Source organism: Mesorhizobium sp. B3-1-8, from assembly GCF_006439495.1.
Classification (GTDB): Bacteria; Pseudomonadota; Alphaproteobacteria; order Rhizobiales; family Rhizobiaceae; genus Mesorhizobium.
Genome location: NZ_VFTK01000047.1, coordinates 23,913 through 43,070, shown reverse-complemented (window position 1 = coordinate 43,070; position 19,158 = coordinate 23,913). Strand labels below are relative to the sequence as shown.

14 protein-coding genes and 2 pseudogenes are annotated in these 19,158 nt (G+C 59.2%); 9 read left to right on the top strand and 7 right to left on the bottom strand.

The annotated features are described in order from the left end of the window. The first annotated feature begins 447 nt into the window (after window positions 1-447). From FJ424_RS30050 to bioB, 6 genes and pseudogenes are all read left to right on the top strand, one after another. Window positions 448-878: pseudogene (locus FJ424_RS30050) on the top strand (MucR family transcriptional regulator). Between the two features lie 396 nt (window positions 879-1,274). Continuing rightward, complete coding sequence (locus FJ424_RS30045; protein ID WP_246677390.1) at window positions 1,275-2,240, top strand: hypothetical protein; 966 nt, start codon at window positions 1,275-1,277, stop codon at window positions 2,238-2,240. A 60-nt stretch (window positions 2,241-2,300) separates the two neighbouring features. After that, window positions 2,301-3,281 carry a quinolinate synthase NadA gene (gene nadA, locus FJ424_RS30040; protein WP_140659265.1) on the top strand — a complete coding sequence of 327 codons (981 nt, stop codon included), beginning with the start codon at window positions 2,301-2,303 and terminating at the stop codon, window positions 3,279-3,281. Next, window positions 3,278-4,819 carry an L-aspartate oxidase gene (locus FJ424_RS30035; protein ID WP_140659264.1) on the top strand — a complete coding sequence of 514 codons (1,542 nt, stop codon included), beginning with the start codon at window positions 3,278-3,280 and terminating at the stop codon, window positions 4,817-4,819. The genes nadA and FJ424_RS30035 overlap by 4 nt, the downstream gene beginning before the upstream one ends. After that, window positions 4,816-5,685, top strand: a complete 870-nt coding sequence (nadC, locus tag FJ424_RS30030) for a carboxylating nicotinate-nucleotide diphosphorylase (protein WP_140659263.1) — start codon at window positions 4,816-4,818, stop codon at window positions 5,683-5,685. The genes FJ424_RS30035 and nadC overlap by 4 nt, the downstream gene beginning before the upstream one ends. 108 nt (window positions 5,686-5,793) lie before the next feature. Continuing rightward, window positions 5,794-6,774, top strand: coding sequence for a biotin synthase BioB (gene bioB, locus FJ424_RS30025; protein ID WP_246677389.1), 981 nt, complete (start codon window positions 5,794-5,796; stop codon window positions 6,772-6,774). A gap of 89 nt (window positions 6,775-6,863) precedes the next feature. On the opposite strand, the pseudogene FJ424_RS30020 reads toward bioB, so the two are convergent. From FJ424_RS30020 to FJ424_RS29995, 6 genes and pseudogenes are all read right to left on the bottom strand, one after another. Beyond that, window positions 6,864-7,193, bottom strand: a pseudogene (locus FJ424_RS30020) (dihydroxy-acid dehydratase); the annotation flags it as partial. A gap of 150 nt (window positions 7,194-7,343) precedes the next feature. Continuing rightward, the gene (locus FJ424_RS30015; protein WP_140659270.1) at window positions 7,344-8,768 is read right to left on the bottom strand and encodes an NAD-dependent succinate-semialdehyde dehydrogenase; all 1,425 of its coding nucleotides are present in this window, start codon (window positions 8,766-8,768) and stop codon (window positions 7,344-7,346) included. Between the two features lie 132 nt (window positions 8,769-8,900). Then, window positions 8,901-9,980 carry an enoyl-CoA hydratase-related protein gene (locus tag FJ424_RS30010; RefSeq protein ID WP_246677388.1) on the bottom strand — a complete coding sequence of 360 codons (1,080 nt, stop codon included), beginning with the start codon at window positions 9,978-9,980 and terminating at the stop codon, window positions 8,901-8,903. 263 nt (window positions 9,981-10,243) lie between these two features. Then, a complete protein-coding gene (locus tag FJ424_RS30005) occupies window positions 10,244-11,467 on the bottom strand; it encodes an FAD-dependent oxidoreductase (RefSeq protein WP_140659261.1) in 1,224 nt (407 codons plus the stop codon). Between the two features lie 735 nt (window positions 11,468-12,202). After that, a complete protein-coding gene (locus FJ424_RS30000; RefSeq protein WP_140659260.1) occupies window positions 12,203-12,526 on the bottom strand; it encodes a 2Fe-2S iron-sulfur cluster-binding protein in 324 nt (107 codons plus the stop codon). Between the two features lie 70 nt (window positions 12,527-12,596). Continuing rightward, entirely contained in the window at window positions 12,597-13,862 is a 1,266-nt protein-coding gene (locus FJ424_RS29995) for a cytochrome P450 (RefSeq protein ID WP_140659259.1), read from the bottom strand. Window positions 13,863-14,065: 203 nt separating this feature from the next. Between FJ424_RS29995 and FJ424_RS29990 the strand changes: the two genes are divergently transcribed. After that, window positions 14,066-14,620: a MarR family winged helix-turn-helix transcriptional regulator gene (locus FJ424_RS29990; protein WP_140659258.1), complete on the top strand. Its 555-nt coding sequence runs from the start codon at window positions 14,066-14,068 to the stop codon at window positions 14,618-14,620. Window positions 14,621-14,905: 285 nt separating this feature from the next. Here the strand turns inward: FJ424_RS29990 and FJ424_RS29985 are convergent, their stop codons facing one another. Next, complete coding sequence (locus tag FJ424_RS29985) at window positions 14,906-15,982, bottom strand: ABC transporter ATP-binding protein (protein ID WP_246677387.1); 1,077 nt, start codon at window positions 15,980-15,982, stop codon at window positions 14,906-14,908. Window positions 15,983-17,551: 1,569 nt separating this feature from the next. Between FJ424_RS29985 and FJ424_RS29975 the strand changes: the two genes are divergently transcribed. Then, window positions 17,552-18,748 carry an FAD-dependent oxidoreductase gene (locus FJ424_RS29975; protein WP_181182212.1) on the top strand — a complete coding sequence of 399 codons (1,197 nt, stop codon included), beginning with the start codon at window positions 17,552-17,554 and terminating at the stop codon, window positions 18,746-18,748. An 18-nt stretch (window positions 18,749-18,766) separates the two neighbouring features. Next, window positions 18,767-19,117: a cupin domain-containing protein gene (locus FJ424_RS29970; protein WP_140659254.1), complete on the top strand. Its 351-nt coding sequence runs from the start codon at window positions 18,767-18,769 to the stop codon at window positions 19,115-19,117. The last annotated feature ends 41 nt before the right edge of the window (window positions 19,118-19,158 follow it).

Below are 19,158 nucleotides of genomic sequence, written 5' to 3'. Positions count from 1 at the left end.
ATGTTGACCAGCCTCGGAAGCGGGAAGTGTCGCATCTCTAACTGGGGCAACTGTCGCATTACTAAATGGCGGCTACAAGAGCTATTCGCGGAATTTATCTTATGGAACTAGAGAATATTGTTATAAACCGATATAAACCAATGCGTTATCGTTCTACTTGCCCAGCTTGCTTTCCGGCCGTCGATGAATGTCCGCTTTTTAAGGCTGAGGCGCGACCGTGGAGGCGAACGACACTACCTCGAACAGTGCACTTCCATGGAACTACAAAGTTTGGGCACTTAACCGTGCGAGAGGAGATACGCAGCAGATAAGTTTGCGCTCGGCCGCCATCATCACTCGCCGCTTCCGGTAAGGCGGCGCCCCGATATCTTCGGCGATCGGATATCGTCGGCGTAACTCCGCAGTTCAGCCTGTCCGCCGCCCGCAGTTCGATCACCATTCCTTCCGATGTTGAACGAAGAAAACGAAGCCGCGACCGCCGATCTTGTAGGGCTGACGGCGGATATTGTCTCAGCATACGTCAGCAAGAACGCGGTCCCCGTCGCGGGCCCAACCGAACTCATCGCTTCGGTTCATTCATCCCTGTCGGGCGTCGGTCAGCCGGTGGAGCAGCCGAAGCAGGGGCCCCGCGGTCAATCCCAGACGGTCGGTGACGCCGGACTACATCATCTGCCTCGAAGATGGGAAGAGGTTCAAATCTCTGAAGCGGCATCTCGCTGTTCATTATGGGCTTTCGCCGAACGAATGCCGCGAGAAGTGGAGTTTGAAACGCGGCTCAACGATCGACGCTCGCGAAGGCAGCCGGCCTCGGACGCAAGGCGCAGCCAACGCCTGCCAAGAAAGCTTCAGTCCGGCGGAAGGCTAAGGCCGAGGTGTGACAGCAGAGATTTGTAGGACGAATGCCCGCACCATGTGGTGAAATGGTACAGGTGACGCAGCGTCAAGCCTCAAGTATGACTGTAGTGTATACTCCCACTTGGCCGGCGACTACAGTTCAGGCAAACCTCCACCAATCGGCGCTAGCCGTTTTCCTGTTGAGCTGTTGCGCGAGATGTTGCAGCGATCAAGCCGCCCTGCCAATTTTGAACACCTTTGAACCAATTGCGCGGTCTATTTTCCGTATTTGCCTGATGTTGATTGCTGAATTTCTCCAGCTTCGCCGTGGCGTCCAGGCGACACCCCTCTTGGCTAGAAAGTTGACTGGTGCAACGCCACGGTTCACGCTCGAAACCAAAAGCAGGCCCGCGTAGTACGGCATCAAATTCGAGGACCGCATGAATGTGACGGAAAGCATGTTGAAACAGCCCGCAAAAGCCGACCGGCGACATTCCATTGCGGCCGAGCTGATTGCGGTGCTGGTCGCGGTAACGACCGGCCAGCCCCGCGTCATGACCGTCGAGAACGGCAAGGCCCTGCCCTCTGGTCCATTCGAGCTGGGACACCGTTCGCTGCAATCCGGTCTCCGGGACTGGGTGGAACAGCAGACACGGCAGCCCTTGGGCTACATCGAACAGCTCTACACCTTCGCCGACCGCGACCGGGCCGCCGAGGGGGCCCACCGGGTGATTTCGATCAGCTATCTCGCCCTCACCAGAGAGGAACAGGCAAAACCTGCCGACATGGCGAGATGGCACAACTGGTACGACTATTTTCCCTGGGAAGATCATCGCGACGGCGTTCCATCTGCGTTGCGGGGCATAATCGTCCCCCAGCTGAATGCCTGGGCGAAAGCCGCCGACAACACCTCGATGCGCAGTGAGCGCCAGCAGCGAACAGCAGTGGCCTTCGGTCTCGATGGCCACAGTTGGAACGAAGAGTTGGTGCTGCAACGCTATGAACTGCTTTATGAGGCGGTGCTTGTCGAGGAAGCGCATCGCGGCAGGGCCAAGGATCTCACGGCGTCGGTCTTCGGCCCGGCCATGGCGGCCGATCACCGGCGTATCCTGGCCACCGGCATCGCCAGGCTGCGCGCCAAGATCAAATATCGTCCCGTCGTCTTCGAATTGATGCCACCGACATTCACGCTGCTGCAGCTCCAGCGCAGCGTCGAGGCGCTGGCCGGCCGGCTCGTGCACAAGCCAAATTTCCGTCGATTGGTCGAGCAACAAGAACTGGTCGAAGAGACGGGAGCGATGACCACAGACATGCGCGGACGCCCTGCCAAACTCTTTCGCTTCCGTCATGACGTCCTGGCAGAGCGCGCTGTTGCCGGGACGAAATTGCCACTTTCGCGAGCTTGACTCTCTTTATACTCCATATAAGTATATGCCTGCTATATACTCATTTGGAGCATATATACAATGGCGACACCGCATGAGCAGTCTCGAAGCTCCGCACTCTACGACCGCGTACGGCGCGTCATTCCGGCCATCGAATGGCCTGTATTCGCCGACGACGTCGACGCCATCCTCGATCTGAAGAAGCAGCGAAACGCCGTCATCCTGGCGCACAATTACCAGACGCCGGAAATCTTCCACTGTGTCGCCGACATCGTCGGCGACAGCCTGGCGCTTGCCCGCAAGGCGATGTCGACCGAAGCGGACGTCATTGTGCTCGCCGGCGTGCATTTCATGGCCGAGACGGCCAAGCTGCTCAATCCGCAAAAGACCGTGCTCATCCCGGACTTGCGAGCTGGCTGTTCGCTGGCGGACTCGATCACCGCCGCCGACATTCGTCTGCTGCGGCAACGCTATCCCGGCGTGCCGGTCGTTACCTATGTAAACACGTCGGCCGAGGTGAAGGCCGTCTCCGACATCTGCTGCACCTCGGGCAACGCGAAAGCCGTCGTCGAGTCTCTCGGGGTCCCCCGCGTGATCATGCTGCCGGACGAATATCTGGCGCAGAACATCGCCGCCCAGACCGATGTCCAGATCGTCGCGTGGAAAGGCCATTGTGAGGTGCATGAGCGCTTTACACCCGCTGACATCCGCCAACTGCGCGAGGATCATCCCGGCGTGACGGTGCTGGCGCATCCCGAATGCCCGCCCGAAGTGGTGGCGGAAGCCGATTTTTCCGGCTCGACCGCAGCCATGTCCGACTATGTCGGGAGACAAAAGCCGCCGCGCGTCGTGCTGATGACCGAGTGCTCGATGAGCGACAACGTCGCGGTCGAACACCCCGAAGTCGAATTCATCCGACCCTGCAATCTGTGCCCGCACATGAAGCGGATAACGCTCGCCAATATTCGCGCGGCACTCGAGCAGAACCAGCATGTCGTGACCATCGACCCTGGGGTCGCCGGACCCGCGCGGCTCGCCGTCGAGCGGATGCTGGCCGTATGAGCATCGACATCCACCATCTCGCCGGCCGGCCGGTCATCATAGGCGGTGGCATAGCCGGATTGATGACGGCGCTTCATCTGGCGCCCGAGCCGGTGCTTCTTCTTTCGCGATCGCCGCTTGGCGCCGAGGCGTCCAGCGCGTGGGCGCAGGGCGGACTTGCCGCAAGCCTGGGTGACGATGACGACCCGGCGCTCCACCTTTCCGACACGCTCGCCGCCGGCGACGGCCTTTGCGATGCGGAAGCCGCAAGGCGCATACTCTACGCGGCGCCCGCCGCGATCGAGGATCTGGCGCGGCTTGGGGCTCGCTTCGATCGAACAGCCGAAGGCACTCTTCGTCTCGGACTGGAAGCCGCACACAGCCGCCGGCGCATCGTTCATGCGGGAGGTGATGGCAGTGGACGGGAGGTCATGCGCGCCCTCGTCGCCGCCGTGCGGTCCACGCCGACAATCGAAGTCATCGAAGGCGTCGAAGCCCGTCGACTCGCAGTGGACGATGGCAGGGTCACCGGCGTGCTGGCGCGTTCCTCGACAGGTCCGGTATACTTCGCCACGGGACGGGTCGTTCTCGCCACCGGCGGGATCGGCGGGCTGTTCCATGACACGACAAATCCATCGGGCAGTTGCGGACAGGGCCTGGCGCTTGCGGCGCGCGCCGGTGCAGCCCACGCCGATCTCGAGTTCATCCAGTTCCACCCGACCGCGCTAGACGGCCCGGGCCGTCCGATGCCGTTGATCAGCGAGGCGGTTCGCGGCGAAGGCGCAAAAATCGTCGACGAGACGGGTCGGCGTTTCCTCGACAGGATGCCTAGCGCGGAGCTCGCACCGCGTGACATCGTCGCGCGTGCCGTCTGGAGGCATCTTGCGGCGGGCCATCGCGTCTTCCTCGACGTGCGCGAGAAACCAGGCACGGCATTCGCGCAGCATTTCCAGACGATCGCAGCGGCCTGCCGCAGCGCCGGGATCGATCCGACGCGCGACCTCATTCCGATCCGGCCCGCCCAGCACTACCACATGGGCGGTGTCGCCGTGGATCTGGCGGGGCGGACTTCCGTTGCGGGACTCTGGGCTTGTGGCGAGGTCGCCTCGACAGGGCTGCACGGCTCCAACCGGTTGGCCAGCAACTCGCTGACCGAGGCGGTCGTCTGCGCGCGCTGGGTTGCCGAGAGCATGGCCGGTTCGCTTGAGTCCAGCGGGAAGCGAGCCGTGCCATCCGACCAGCCGGCATCCGATCCAGGGCCCGTGCGCCCTCTGCTGTCACGCGCACTCGGCGTCACCCGAGATGACGAGGGGTTGGAAGCGGCTGCGCGCGCACTGCTGCCGCTGGCGCAGCGGCATGGCGCGGCGTCCGATCCCGCCCTTGTCGGGCTGATGATCACGATTGCCGCCTTGCGGCGCCGGGAGAGCCGCGGGGCTCATTTCCGGACTGACTTTCCTCACCATGAGTCCGTCGTCCGACGCTCCGAAATCACCCTCGATGCCGCCTTGTCTATGGCGCTCGAAATCGCAAATTCGCCAGCGCTGGAAAACGTCACATGACGAACCTCTCTCCACTGCCCGCAATCATGATCGAACCTTTGGTACGAGCGGCTCTTCTCGAAGACCTCGGCAGGGCCGGTGACCTGACGACGGATGCCATCGTGCCGAAGGACCGTCATGCGACGACCGTGCTTTCAGCGCGCCAGGCCGGAATTGTCGCCGGGCTCGATCTGGCGATGCTCGCATTCCGGCTCATCGACCAGGATGTCGAGATGACGGTACACCGCGCGGATGGCAGCGAAGTGGCTCAAGGCGAGGCCATCGCCTCGGTCCACGGTCCGGCGCGAGCCATCCTTACGGCGGAACGCACGGCGCTCAATTTTCTCTGTCACCTGAGCGGCATCGCCACGGCCACGGCAGCGGTGGTCGCGGCGATCCACGACCACAACGCGAAAATCGTTTGCACCCGCAAGACGACACCCGGGTTGCGGGCGGTAGAGAAATACGCCGTGCGCGCCGGTGGCGGCTGCAATCACCGTTTCGGTCTCGATGATGCCATCCTGATCAAGGATAACCACATTGCCATCGCCGGCGGAGTCCGCCCGGCCATCGAGCGGGCGCGAGCCGGCGCCGGCCATCTCGTCAAGATCGAAGTGGAAGTCGACACTATGGCCCAGCTGGATGAGGCTTTGGCGCTGAACCCGGACGCTGTCCTGCTCGACAATATGTCGGTCGAGCAATTGCGCGAGGCGGTGGCCGTGGTTGCCGGCCGGGCGATCACCGAGGCGTCAGGCAGGATTACATCAGCGACGGCGCCTGCCATTGCTGCGACCGGTGTCGATCTGATTTCCATCGGTTGGTTGACTCACAGTGCGCCGATCCTCGATATCGGCCTCGACTATCGTGAACCTGATCGTCCGGTCTGACCAACGGCACTGGGCTGGCCACTCGCGACAAAAGTTCGCCACCTTCAAGGGCGCCGACGTCGCCACAACGCAAGGAGCAGACTGGAAATGCACGCAGCGACTTCGGAAATGACCAAGCGTGAAGCTCAATCCTTCGGCGACCGCCGGATGTGGACGCTGAAGGAGGCCCGGGCACTTCATGACGCGCCTTTCAATGACCTGCTGTTTCAGGCGCAAACCGTGCACCGCCAGAATTTCGATCCCAATAAGGTCCAGCTCAGCCGGCTTCTCAGCATCAAGACAGGCGGCTGCCCGGAGGATTGCGGCTATTGCAGCCAGTCGGCGCATCACGAAACCGGCCTGAAGGCGTCAAAGCTGATGGAGGTCAAGCGCGTCATCGCTGAGGCGACCAAGGCACGCGACGCCGGCGCCACCCGCTACTGCATGGGCGCGGCCTGGCGAAACCCCAAGGCGCGCGACATGGATGCAGTCGTCGCGATGGTCGAAGGCGTCAAGGCGCTCGGCATGGAGACCTGCATGACGCTCGGCATGCTCGATCTAGGCCAAGCGCGGCAACTGAAAAAAGCCGGCCTCGACTACTACAACCACAACATCGACACGTCGGAACGCTATTACAACGAGGTTATCTCGACACGCACATTTGCAGATCGGCTGGATACGTTGGCCAATGTCCGCGACAGTGGCATTAAGGTCTGCTGCGGCGGCATTGTCGGCATGGGCGAAGAGCCTGTGGACCGGATCGACATGCTGGTGACGCTGGCCAATCTCCCGGAACATCCGGAAAGCGTTCCGATCAACATGCTGATCCCGATCGCCGGCACGCCGCTTGCCGAAGCCAGGCCGATTGAGCCGATCGAATTCGTGCGCGTGATCGCGCTGGCGCGCATCATGATGCCGAAATCCCATGTCCGTCTTTCGGCCGGCCGCACCGCCATGACCGACGAGATGCAGGCGCTGTGCTTTTTTGCCGGCGCCAACTCGATCTTCGTCGGCGACACGCTGCTGACGGCCGACAATCCGGGCGAGGACAAGGACAGCCTCCTGTTCCGCCGCCTCGGCATCGAGCCGATGGAACTCGAGGCGCAATGAACGGGGCACCGCTTGCCCGCTATGACGCGACCTTGCAGGGACTGGCGCGCAAGGACCGGCTGCGGACGCTTTCGCCGCGCGCCGGCCTCGAGATAGGCAAGGTTGCGGTCGAGCGCGGCGGTCGGCCGCTTGCCGGTTTCCTGGATCGGATGGCACGGGAACTCGAACGGAATGCCGCCCATCGAAACGATGCCTTCGCGCACGCGCTTGGCCAGTTCGATGTGATGGCGGTTGCAGGGCGATAGATCCGAGCCGGTCTGGGCGATGCCGATCAGCGGCTTGCCGGACATCAATTCGGCCCGCGTCAGCCCGTAATTCAGGTAGCGCTCGAGATAGAGCGCCGTCATTCCCGGGTTGTCGGGATTGTCGAACCACTCCTGCGAGCGAAACATTTTCTTCTTGGTGGGGGCGCCGGCCATCATGGCCTCCGTATTTGTAAGACAAATCGATACTGACAACGCGCGAATACAGGCAAGAGGCACATGCGATCCGATTCACGTTGCCTCGGGACAGGGTTTACGCGGCAGCACTGGCCTCTTACTTCTGCCGAATGTTAGAATTGCATCGGGCTATCGCGTGACGTGAACGAGCTTAGTGTTCAGATAGCTTTCCATCGCTTCGGTTCCGCTCTCTGAGCCGTACCCGGAATCCTTCATCCCGCCGAAGGGAGCCTCCGGGAAGCTTACCTGCTGGCTGTTTATCGCGATCATCCCGCTCTCGACCGACCGCAAGAGCAACTGAATAGTCTGAGACGAGTTCGTGTAGGCATAGGCCGCCAGGCCGTAATCCAGCCTGTTGGCCTCGGCCAAGACCTCGTCAAGATCTTTGAAGGGGGCGATAAGTGCGATCGGTCCGAACGGTTCTTCGTTCATTGCCTGAGCCCCCGCTGGCACATTCGTCATTACGGTCGGCTCGTAGAAGAAGCCTTCGTTGCCGATCCGTTTCCCGCCGGTCTCAACTGTCGCACCGTGCCGCACGGCATCTTGGACGAGCCTCTCGATCGCGTCCAAGCGACGCTGGCTCACAAGTGGTCCCATGGTGGTCGAGGGGTCGAGGCCGTCTCCGACCTTGATCGCCCGGGTGGCCGAGACGAACCCGTCGATGAAGCGTTCGTAGCTCCTGTCCTGTACAAGGATGCGGGTCGGAGAGACGCACACCTGACCGGCATTGCGAAACTTCACCCCAGCGATCGACTTGATCGTATTGTCGATGTCAGCATCGTCGAAGACAATGGTCGGTGAGTGCCCTCCCAGTTCGAGCGTGACGCGCTTCAGGTAGCGACCGGCCATCGCCGCGATATTTTTGCCGACTTGGGTCGATCCAGTGAAAGATACCTTCCGGATAACCGGATGCGGGATTAGATATTCCGAAATCCGCGAAGGCACCCCGTAGACAAGTTGCAGCAGTCCGCCAGGCGCACCGGCATCAAGAAAGACCTGCGCCAACGCCGCGCAGCATGCCGGGGTATCCTCGGGCGCTTTCAGAACAACCGAGCATCCGGCGGCGAAAGCCGGGCTCAGCTTTTGAACAGCCTGAAGGATCGGAAAGTTCCACGGAACGAATGCCGCGACTGGGCCGACAGGCTCACGGTAGGCGATTAGTTCGCTGTTGGCGGCCCGGGACGGGATCACGCGTCCGTAGGTGCGACGGCCTTCCTCGGCGAACCATTCGATGGTGTCCGCGCTGAACGCGATCTCGCCTTTGGCCTCGGCGAGTGGTTTTCCCTGCTCGGTAACCAGAATTCGCGCGATTTCGTCAGCGCGCTCGCGCAGGAGCTCGGCGGCACGACGCAGGACCTTGCTGCGTTCGAAAGCCGACGTTCCCTTCCACTGTAAGAAGCCTCGGCGCACAGCCGCCAAAGCGTCGTCCAGATCCGCGTCACTCGCACCCGTGATATGGAAGGCGGTTCGACCTGTGGCCGGATTGACTACGGGAATTAGATCACCCCGGCCTTTCCGCCATTCGCCGTCGATCAGCAGCATAACATCGTCCATTGTGATATCGTCCATGTTTCTGATTTCCTCGTCGCGGCTGCACCGTGGCCTGGCGTTGTTCACGCACTTATCAGAGCGATCGCCGCCTCGCGGCGGTGGATCTCGTTGCAACGAGTCCTTCTGGGTGCTGGCTTATTCGCCTTTGAAGACGGGCTTCCGCTTCTGCTGGAATGCGAGGCGCCCTTCGATGCGGTCTTTGCTATCGCGCAACACGCCCATAGTGAACTGTTCCGACTCGAGCCCAGCTTCCAGAGTCATATTGACCCCCTGGTAGGCGAGACGCTTCACTGCTCTGACGGACAGGGGTGCATTGGCGGCGATCTTCTCAGCAACCGCGAGAGATTCCTCCAATAGCCGTTCCTTAGGCACCACGCGGTTCACTAGCCCAATCCGGTAGGCTTCCGCGGCATCGATCGGTTCACCCGTCATCAGCATCATCAGCGCGTTGGTCATCCCAACGAGACGCGGTAGTCGCTGGGTGCCGCCGCCGCCGGGGATACTACCCACCCGTACCTCCGTCAGGGCGAGGCGGGCCGTATCGGCCGCGATTCTCAAATCGCAATGCATCGCCAGTTCAAGGCCGCCGCCATAGGCGATACCGTTGATCGCCGCGATGATCGGCTTTTCGGTTGTCAGATGCCCCCCGTTCCCGGAGTCCCTACCGAAGGTCAGCTGTGCGAAGCTTTCCTGAGGGGGCATCGTTTTCTTCAGGTCGGCGCCTGCGCAGAATGCGCGATCTCCTGCTCCTGTCACGATTACGACTCGGACGTTGTCGTCCTGGCGTAGGTTGGAAAAGCACTCGTCAATGCCGGCGCTGGTTTCCCGATCAAGCGCGTTCATAGCTTCGGGCCGGTTGAGTACAATCGTAGCGACGTGGCCATTCACGGAATAGTCGACAGACAAGTTAAATCCTCTTGATTGTAGTGTGTGCCTGCGAGCGCAGAGCAATCCGCCGTGATAGAACGACGCCCGCCCATTCCGATCAAACGAGTTTTTCGACGCCTCGGTTGCGCCCACTGAGGCGATATCGACCAAATCCATGGGTTGAGGCGGAGCGTAACAATGCACGGCGCCGGAGCGCGGCGGCAGCCCGAAGATGGACACGTTATTCGCGAAAGATGCTGCCTGGGTGCCACAGAGTGATGGCGATGTCTCACGAAAGATAAAGGGGCACGAGGCCGCGCCGGTTGCCAGACCGGATATCAGAATCATTGCTATGCGCCCATCTCAGAGGCAGGCCCACCGCTCGGATATCGCTTCACGGATCATTCGGGCCATTCAGCTGCAAGCCTTGATAGATACAGGGAACCGATAGCCCATTGGGCCAGATGCAGAATCGCGTTGGGGAACATCTTGTCGGTTTCGCTCTTGGGCGTGAGAAAATGGCGTTCTCGACCCATGAGTGGATGAGATTGGTCATGGTCTGGCGAAAGAGCCCGCGCAAGTTTGCAAGCCTGTAGCCATCGCATCCGTGATCAGATCAGCGCCTTCAGGGGCCACGACGGATCGGCGACCCGGTTCTGGTCCGGGCTGTGTCCCTGGGCAAGAAGGCGCTTGCCAACCATGTACGCCTGCGGTGCACTCAGGGCATCCACGGCGACGAGCCGACCCTCACGGTAATACCAGTGTGATAGGCCCTCGCGATCCGAACGGCGGACGACGACATCGTCTCCCGGCGACGACTGACCGGCGATTTGAAGTTTGAGGTCGTATTGATCAGACCAGAACCACGGCTGTGGTGTGTAAACTTTACCCAGGTCGAGAATGTTGCCCGCTACAGTAGTGCCACTGTCGCAGGCATTTCCAACGCTCTCGAGACGGACACTACCATCCACAAGCGCAAAGCGCGCACAATCGCCTGCAGCCCAGATATCTGCATCGCTCGTCCGCCCCTGTGCGTCGACCAGGATGCCATCGTCGACAGCTAGACCTGCCGCTTCAGCGATCCCGACGTTCGGCACGGCACCGATACCAACGACGACGCAATCCGCAGCGATCCGTTCGCCACTGGCCAGCAAGGCCGAGGACACACGACCCTTTCCCTCCAGCCGGTCCAATTGCCCCCCTAACCGGAACATAACGCCATTACTCAAATGAAGACGCTCGATATATTCTGCCGTTTCTGGGCACGCTACACGACCAAGCAGACGCGTCCCGGCTTCGACGACGGTGACCTGCATCCCGAATTTGCGGCCAACGGTCGCCATCTCGAGGCCAATATAGCCGCCGCCGACGATCAAAAGCGCTCCGCCGGATGAAAGGTCCGGCCGCAACCTGTCGACGTCCTCTATGTCCCGGATGACGTGGACACCAGCGAGATCGCCACCCATCCGTGGCGTCAGTGTGCGCGGTGACGCTCCGGTGGCAAGAACTAGCTGCCCGTAGCGGATACGGGCGCCATTGGTGAAGACCACGGCTCGATCACTGCGATCGATGCACTCGACGGGCACGCCGAGCCGCAACGTGATCTGATTTGCCTCATACCAGGACGCAGGCTTGAGTCTGAGGCGGCCAGCCTCCAAATCGCCACGCAAGTAGGCTTTTGACAAGGGCGGGCGCTGATAAGGCAGATACGGTTCACCGCCCACCAGCAGGATCTCTCCCTCAAAACCAAGCTTGCGCAGCGCCTCGACCGTCGACACGCCGGCCTGTCCAGCCCCAATGATAACCACGCGGTTCGTTTCTATTTGCTCACGCATGGTCTGCCCCTAAAAGTTCCACGCCAGCACGGATAGATTGCCTTCATGCACTGTATCGGATCTCCTCACGCTTCAGCTTGGGGTGATCGTCGGTTCGATTTCGATCTTGGCGTCCGAATACCAGTCCACGAACTTGCGCACGCCGAGACGCCCCTTGGCCGGTTGAAGGCGATGCTTTTCCAGACGCGGCCGATGAACAAGCTGGGACGGACGAATGGTAGTCTCATTCCCCGGTGCCAGGCGGTTGATGACCAACACCCCGACAGCAGTGCGAATATTCCGGCAACTCGCTCATCACTCTCACATTACCGGCGGCATCTAAGCCGTAACCCACGGGCGGAGTGATGATTCGATCTCTGTCACGGTAACCACGATGTCCTCGGCAAACTCGACCAATTCACTGGTCATGAACGGCCCGCAATGTAATTTTGGAAGATGTAGATGACGTTCGCGACTCAATCGGGCATGAGGTGGGCCGGACCCGCGCGGCGGCGAAGGGGTCACGGTGGCGGTCAGTTTCCCCCCAGAAACCTCCTCGAAGCGGCGAATGAATTCCGGCCAGTCTTCGCCGTTGAGCACATGCACGGGCAGGGACCAAAGACGCTATTTTGAGGGTCTGTTTCGTCAACGCAGATGTCACGCAGATTGCCGTATGCGAATCTGCTCCGAGGGACATTTTGGTGAAGTTCATACTATCCCCTCCCTGAAGACTACTGACGGGTACGAAGCTAGTTGTCACACCTGTGTTTCAGGCACGGTAATGGTCGTGCCGTCCATCCATCCGGCAACTATCACCTGACAACTGAGCCGACTATTTGGCTGCCGCTCCACTGCTGCGAAATCCAGCATGTCGCTTTCCGTGCCCACCGGGGCGCCGATCCCCTCGGAAAGCGCCGCGTCGACAAAGATATGGCATGTCGCACAGGCCATCGAGCCTGCACATTCCGCCACTATTCCGGGGACATCGTTGTTGATCGCCGTTTCCATGATGGAATGACCGTCCTCGGCTTCCACTTGACGGCTGGACCCGTCTGGCAGGACAAACTTTAGGGTGGTCATGGGCACGGTCTTTCCCAGCAAAATGCCGTCCTGCGTAAGCGCACCAAGAGCTTGGTCATTGAAGGTCTGGTCAGGCGTGCAGGCGGACGCGCAACTGGCTTGGGCCGCGGAACGAGATTGTCTTTGTCCAGTCGATCTGCTGATCCGGCACAAGCGTCATCTTGGGGAACTGGGCCGAAAGTTCTTCAAGCAGGATTTTCAATTCCAGCCGCGCGAGGGGCGCCCCAAGGCAGCTATGGATGCCGGTCCCGAAGGCGAGATGTTCGCGCGGATTCTTGCGCTCCACATCGAAACACTCGGCATTCTCAAACCGAGTATCATCGTGGTTGGCCGACCCCAAGGCAATCAGGATTTTGGATCCCTTCGGGATATCCTGCCCTGCGATGGTCACATCAACTTTCGCAGTGCGGCGCCAAGCTACGACAGACGAGGCATGGCGCAATCCTTCTTCAACCGCGTTCGGAATCAATCCCGGATTCCGGACAATCTTTGCCCATTGTTCAGGATGTTTCATCAACTCAAGGAACAGGTTACCTGCCGCATTTGTGGTTGTCTCGTGGCCTGCAAGCAATAGACCGAAGACCAGGCTCGTGATCTCGTTCACTGTCAGGACAGCGTCGTCGCCATTGCGCTTTTCCAGTAGAAAACTCGGGTAGTCGTCGCCAGGTTCGGTCTTGCGCGCTTCAACCAGGCCAGCGGCATATTCCCAGAATCCCACCAAGTCATGAACCGCTTCTTCAAGTTCGGCCTCACTGGGCTTGCCCCAGATCATATTTAGCCGAAGGTCGCCCCATTTCTTGATCTTGCGCGGATCGAACGTTGCCTCGCCAAGCAACAGGAATACCACCTGTGCCGGAAACTCATAAAATAACGCGTCGACCAGATCGACCTCATCCTGCCTATCGAACCTGTCGATATAGGCTCGAACAAGGTTTCGTAACGCGCCTTCATACAACGAGAACTGGCGAATGTTGAGAAACCGCGAAGCGACGTTGCGAATTCGTGTATGGCGCGGCGGATCGCAGGCCACTTGAACAGCCTCGTTGGTAAAGCCCATCTCTTGAAGATAACCCCGCATCTTCTGCGGCCAGTTCGTGAGAGGTTGGGTTGCAATCTCGGCCGAAAACCGTTCGTGATCGCGCAGTGTCGCTAGAACGTCTTCTCGGCGGGTTACGACCCAATATTCGATCTCGGGCGAATAGAACACGGGTACATCACTGCGTATGCTGGCAAAGAATTCGTACATGCCTTCGTGTTGGAACGGCGCATATTTCGCTGCTGCCACGTGATGCGGACATGACGCGTTTGGGACCGCAGGCGCAGTCAACTCGGTCATAAAGTAATCCTCCTCGAGGTCAGACGGCTCCTCTCCGCAACCTCCGAGCAAAATCGGTAACCTATCGATGTTGTCATGTCAACATCGATATTGTCAGATCAACACGGGGATGCCTGGTCACCCTTGATCGACCTTGCAACCTCCTGAACACATCTGCATATAGGTTCATTATGCCTGATCAAGATGAGCCTGATGGCCGCCAAATGGCATTGCCTGATTTGCCAGATGAGATGTTTCTCGTCACCTTAGAGGACGACGATTCTTCGCCGCGCAGTACACTCAGTTTCTCACGATCGCCCACCGTACTCCTGACCTTCGCCGCGAACCGGTTCACGCGCGCGGCAGCGCGCGTCTATCAGGAGCGATACGGAATTGGAGCCATGGATTGGCGTATGCTGGTCATGCTGACTCGCGAACCCGGAGCGACGGTGACCAGATCCGCCGACACGATTGGGATTGACAAGGCAGCCGTTAGCCGTTGTTTGCAACGCCTGCTCGGAATGGGCTTTGTATCTAAGGGGTTGCTGCACTCTAACGGGCGCAGCCGTGGCTGGCGCTTGACGGATACCGGCCACGCGCTTCACAAAACGATCCTTAAAGAAGCGCTTCGGCGCCAACGGCACCTCTTCTCTGGCTTTTCGCCTGAGGAGGTACAATCCTTCTGCTACATGTTGACTAGGTTCCTAGATAACCTGGCCGATCTTCAAGCGTCACCCTCCCCCACATCCGAGGATGATGGCCCGAAAACAACATCATAGTCCGCAGCGTTTTCGGCCAACTCGTGTTCAGAATTCCGAACGAGGCTCAGCAATGGGCACCAATCACCGCGTGAGCCCTGACTGCGGTCATCACCGGACGGCTACCCCTCCCACTGTGCGTAATAAGAACAGCTAGGCGTTCGACCGCACCCCCGCCGCTTCATCCTCGGCGCGTCTAGGTCGCCGGTGATCTTCGGCTGATTCCCAGAGCAACAGTACATCCGGATAGGACAGCCCATCATAATATTCTCGGATGCGTCACATAAGCTGACGTTCTTTCGCCTGTCATGCGGGTAGCACGAGGACATCTTTCGCTTGCCAGCTGACCACAACTGACATGCTAGGCGACAATGTTGCTTCCTCTGATCCGGAGTTCGGCATGCGGCTACGCATGCAAGTCGAGCGGCCTAACCGCACAGTCATTTTCTGCTCTGCGCCGAGATATGTGCAATCCAAGATCTCCCCGCGAAATTCATTCTCGCTGACAAGGGGATTCTTCATCGGCCGAACCACCACATTTTCCGGCCGGACCACGATGAAGACATCGCGGCCTTCGCGGCGGGATGAACCATCCGAGACTGCCCAACCGTCTCCGATGATCTTCCCGTTCTCGCATCTGCCACGCAGCAGGTTTGCCTCGCCAACGAAATCGGCCACGAATGGAGAACCGGGACGCAGATAAAGGTCCTTAGGTGACCCGATCTGTTCGATAGCCCCTTTGTTGAATAGGGCGATTCGATCACTCATCGCGAGCGCCTCCTCCTGATCGTGTGTCACTGACACAACAGTTGCACCAAAGTCATGCACGATCCGAGTTATCTCGGTTTGCATTTGCCCTCGCAATTTTCGGTCGAGAGCTGAAAGCGGCTCGTCTAAAAGAACCAGAGACGGCCGGAAGACTAAAGCTCGTGCCAGGGCTACTCGTTGCCGTTGCCCTCCAGATAGCTGGGACGGTAACCGATCTGCTAGGTTCAGGAGACCTACCACGTCTAGGATTTCGTCGACCATTCTCTCCCGCGACGACGCGGGCTCCCCTCGCGCTCGCAGCGGATATCCGACGTTTCTCCTCGCAGACATATGAGGAAACAACGCGTAGTCTTGAAACACCATCCCGATGTTGCGGCGATGTGGTGGTACGCCAACAACGCTTTTGCCGTCTATCCGTACATCGCCGGAGTCTGGGTCGAGGAAGCCGGCGATTGCGCGGAGGGTCGTGGTTTTCCCCGAGCCCGAGGGTCCCAGCAAGGTCAAGAACTCTCCCGGCTGCAGGCTAAACGAAACATCGCGTAGGGCGTGGAACTTACCGAACCACTTCTGAATGTTTGTCAGGGCTACTCTCGGATCGACATTGAGGGTGGTCAACGGGCGTACTCCTCTGGTTACTACCTTGGCGCTTTCTTCCATGGTTTCACAAATTTTTTCAACCGTGAAGTTGCCTTCACGTACGTGATGATGTAGATAGGTCCGGAATTTGTTTAACCATAGAACCTCACCTCATGGCTCAGATCGTCAGATTTTTTTGGAACGGGAAGGCCTTGCGGGGTGTGGCGGGGGACACAATCGGCGAAGCTTTGTACAGGAACGGCATCCTGGCCCTAGGTCGATCTCGGAAGCGTCAGCAGCCGCTTGGGATGTCCGGCAGTACGAGCTTTGGAGTTATCGCTAGAGTTGACGGTCGACCAAGCGTGAGGATTGATCGCCTACTCGTTCAGCCGGATATGCAGATAGAATCTCAAGATGCATGGCCGACCCGCTCTTTCAATCTACTTCGGCTGGCGCGCCACGTGCCAAAAAGGCTCCTGAGGGGTGGCTTCGAACAGACTATGCTTTTTCCGAGTGGGACTGCTCGGTTCCGTTATTGGGAGCGCTTTCTGTCGCACATCTCTGCAGGCGGTGCCCGCTTACCTGATCGGGTTCTGGCGCCTGAGCAGAGCCCCGCGCGGGTGGTCCCCGCCGACATACTTGTGATAGGTGGTGGGCCAGCTGGAATTGCTGAGGCGAATAGATTGGCGCTTGCTGGCAGAGTGGTAACTCTTGTCACACGAGGCGACCGCCACGCTCGCTCTGCAAGTCTGATGGCTCGCGAAGTTGCCCCGCTACACGAGAACGTGACATCGCATCTTTCGATGGATGTATTTGGTATCTACAGAGCTGGCAGGATCGTCGCCGGCGCTCCGTGCGCGGGCGACGACGGTGTGACCTTCTTCAAGCCGTCTTCCATCATCATTGCGACAGGACGCTTTTCAATTCCGCCTGTTGTACCCGGCGGGGCACTGCCGGGGGTTCTCGCTGCCCCCGTGGCTCTACAGCTGGCGTGCCGAAGCATAAATCTGGGCAGGGTGGTCGTTTGCGGAACTGGATCCGAGGCCGAGATTGCGGATCGGCTCCAAAGCCTAGGTGCCTCGGTGGTCGAGCATGTTCCGACTGCGACAGTCGAACGCGTCACAGGCGGCAATCGTGTTAGAGGGATATTCTCATCTGGGCGACTGATCAGATGCGAAACTCTCGTTCATGGTGGCCCATGGCGAGCTGATCCCTCGCTTGAATTCCAAGCTGTGGCAACAGGTACAATCCAACTGCGCACTGATCCTGATGCGACGCCGGTGCATGCCGTGGGAGCGTATTGCCAAGGTTCAGAGCGTATTCACATCAATGAAGAGCATCTGGAAGAAGCAGAAGTTTGCGCCTGCATGGACGTGACTGGGGGTGAGTTACTGTCCCTCGTAAGAAACGGAGTAGAGGACGTTGAGGTTTTGAAGAGACTGACATCCTGTGGCATGGGTCCATGTCAGGGGAACCCGTGCTGGCATTCAATGGCAGAACTGGTGGCGCGGTTTGGTGTAAGCGGAAAACCCGTTGCGATGCCCAGTTATCGTCCTCCGCGGGGGGCCATAACCGTCGCACAAGCTGCAGGGCTCCTCGAGGTTGCAAGTGCAGTTGAATAATCGCCAGACGCCGCCTCAGTTCGCCGATGCGGTGATTATAGGTGGAGGCATTCAAGGTCTCTCTTGCGCGTACAACCTGGCCTCCGAACAGGGGTTGCGCAGGGTCGTTGTTGTTGACGCAGGATACTGGCAGGGCGGCGCATCCGGGCGGAATGAAACACTGGTGCGATCAGGGTTCGGATCTCGTGAATGGTCGGAGTTCTTCACCTACTCGTGCCGGGAATGGCGCGATCTTTCGCGCCGCCTTCGACACAACGTGATGTACTCGGAGCGAGGCTACATGATCGTTGCTTCTTCGGAGCAAACTGCGGATTCTGTCGATTCGGCGGCACGGCTTCACCGTCAGACAGGATTGCGCGGTCAATACGCTAGCCGGGAAAAGGTTGAGCGACTACTTCCTGGCCTCGACCAGTCTAAAGTCCGATGCGCCTATTTCCTGGAAGAAGCTGGTGTTGCGCCTCACCACGCGGCCATGCACGCCTATCTAAGTGCGTGTCAGGATGTCGGAGTGGAGATGATATGGTCCACACCTGTAGACGCCATCGACACGGCGAATGGCAGAGTTACGGGCGTATGGGTCGCTGGTGCACTAATACGGAGTGACCTCGTTCTTGTCGCTGCTGGTGCTGGGTCGCCAGAGATCTCTAAGTCTGTGGCATACGACCTTGGTGGTTCTGTTGTACGATTGCAAGCAACGGCGCTCGAGCCGACGCAGCCTTTTGTTCACTGTGCCGTGACTCTGCTGGATTTACAAACGGTGCTTCACCAGACAGCTCGTGGCGAAATCGTCGGAGGATGCGGTCCGTCCACTGATGATATCACACTTCGTTCTGACTTTCTGCCGATGGCTCAATCGATGGCGTCCTATGTGACAATGTTTCCGCAAATGGCGCATCTGAGGATCCTCAGGCAATGGAGCGGCCTTGTCCATGTGAGCGAGGACTACGCGCCACTGATTGGTCGTTGTCCGCACATTGACGAATTGTGGATCTCTGCAGGTTGGATCTACGGCCACACAGGAGGCCCGGGCGCTGGACGACTTATCGCCAAGGCCATGGTTGGAAAAGGTGTCGATCCGCTCATCTTGCCCTTTGATCCCGATCGGTTCAGGCGGGGTAAGGCAATTGTCGAGCCGTTGTTCATAGTTGGCGGCTCCACTAACAAGGTCGCGGCGACAACATAAACGCTTGGAGATTCTACAGTGAACCCAAAGTCTTTTCGACGATCTGACGTGGATCTGTCCTTTTCGGATGGTAGCGCAATTGGCGCTAAACCGTTCGCTGTTGTTGATGAGACTTTCAGTCAAACTCTTGGCGCTGGTTACATTCGATTGAACGGTAATCCGATCAACTGGACGCTTTCATATGATGAAGTAGTCGTCGTTCTGGAGGGGAAGGCCAAAATCACTATAGATGATGATACGGTTGAGCTTCTGCCCGGTGACTCGATGTGGCTGCCCAGAAGCACATCTCTCACCTATGATGGAGAAGACGCGATTCTATTTTACGCGGTCTATCCAGTCGATTGGCGGACGAGCAAGCCGAATATGTAAGTTGATATCCGATCTTTGACGAGCGAAGTGACCTCAACAAT

Coding starts and splice junctions, on each gene's coding strand:
- FJ424_RS30045 (WP_246677390.1), top strand. CDS start 1,275: ATGAATGTGACGGAAAGCATGTTGAAACAGCCCGCAAAAGCCGACCGG.
- nadA (WP_140659265.1), top strand. CDS start 2,301: ATGGCGACACCGCATGAGCAGTCTCGAAGCTCCGCACTCTACGACCGC.
- FJ424_RS30035 (WP_140659264.1), top strand. CDS start 3,278: ATGAGCATCGACATCCACCATCTCGCCGGCCGGCCGGTCATCATAGGC.
- nadC (WP_140659263.1), top strand. CDS start 4,816: ATGACGAACCTCTCTCCACTGCCCGCAATCATGATCGAACCTTTGGTA.
- bioB (WP_246677389.1), top strand. CDS start 5,794: ATGACCAAGCGTGAAGCTCAATCCTTCGGCGACCGCCGGATGTGGACG.
- FJ424_RS30015 (WP_140659270.1), bottom strand. CDS start 8,768: ATGGACGATGTTATGCTGCTGATCGACGGCGAATGGCGGAAAGGCCGG.
- FJ424_RS30010 (WP_246677388.1), bottom strand. CDS start 9,980: ATGATTCTGATATCCGGTCTGGCAACCGGCGCGGCCTCGTGCCCCTTT.
- FJ424_RS30005 (WP_140659261.1), bottom strand. CDS start 11,467: ATGCGTGAGCAAATAGAAACGAACCGCGTGGTTATCATTGGGGCTGGA.
- FJ424_RS30000 (WP_140659260.1), bottom strand. CDS start 12,526: ATGACCACCCTAAAGTTTGTCCTGCCAGACGGGTCCAGCCGTCAAGTG.
- FJ424_RS29995 (WP_140659259.1), bottom strand. CDS start 13,862: ATGACCGAGTTGACTGCGCCTGCGGTCCCAAACGCGTCATGTCCGCAT.
- FJ424_RS29990 (WP_140659258.1), top strand. CDS start 14,066: ATGGCATTGCCTGATTTGCCAGATGAGATGTTTCTCGTCACCTTAGAG.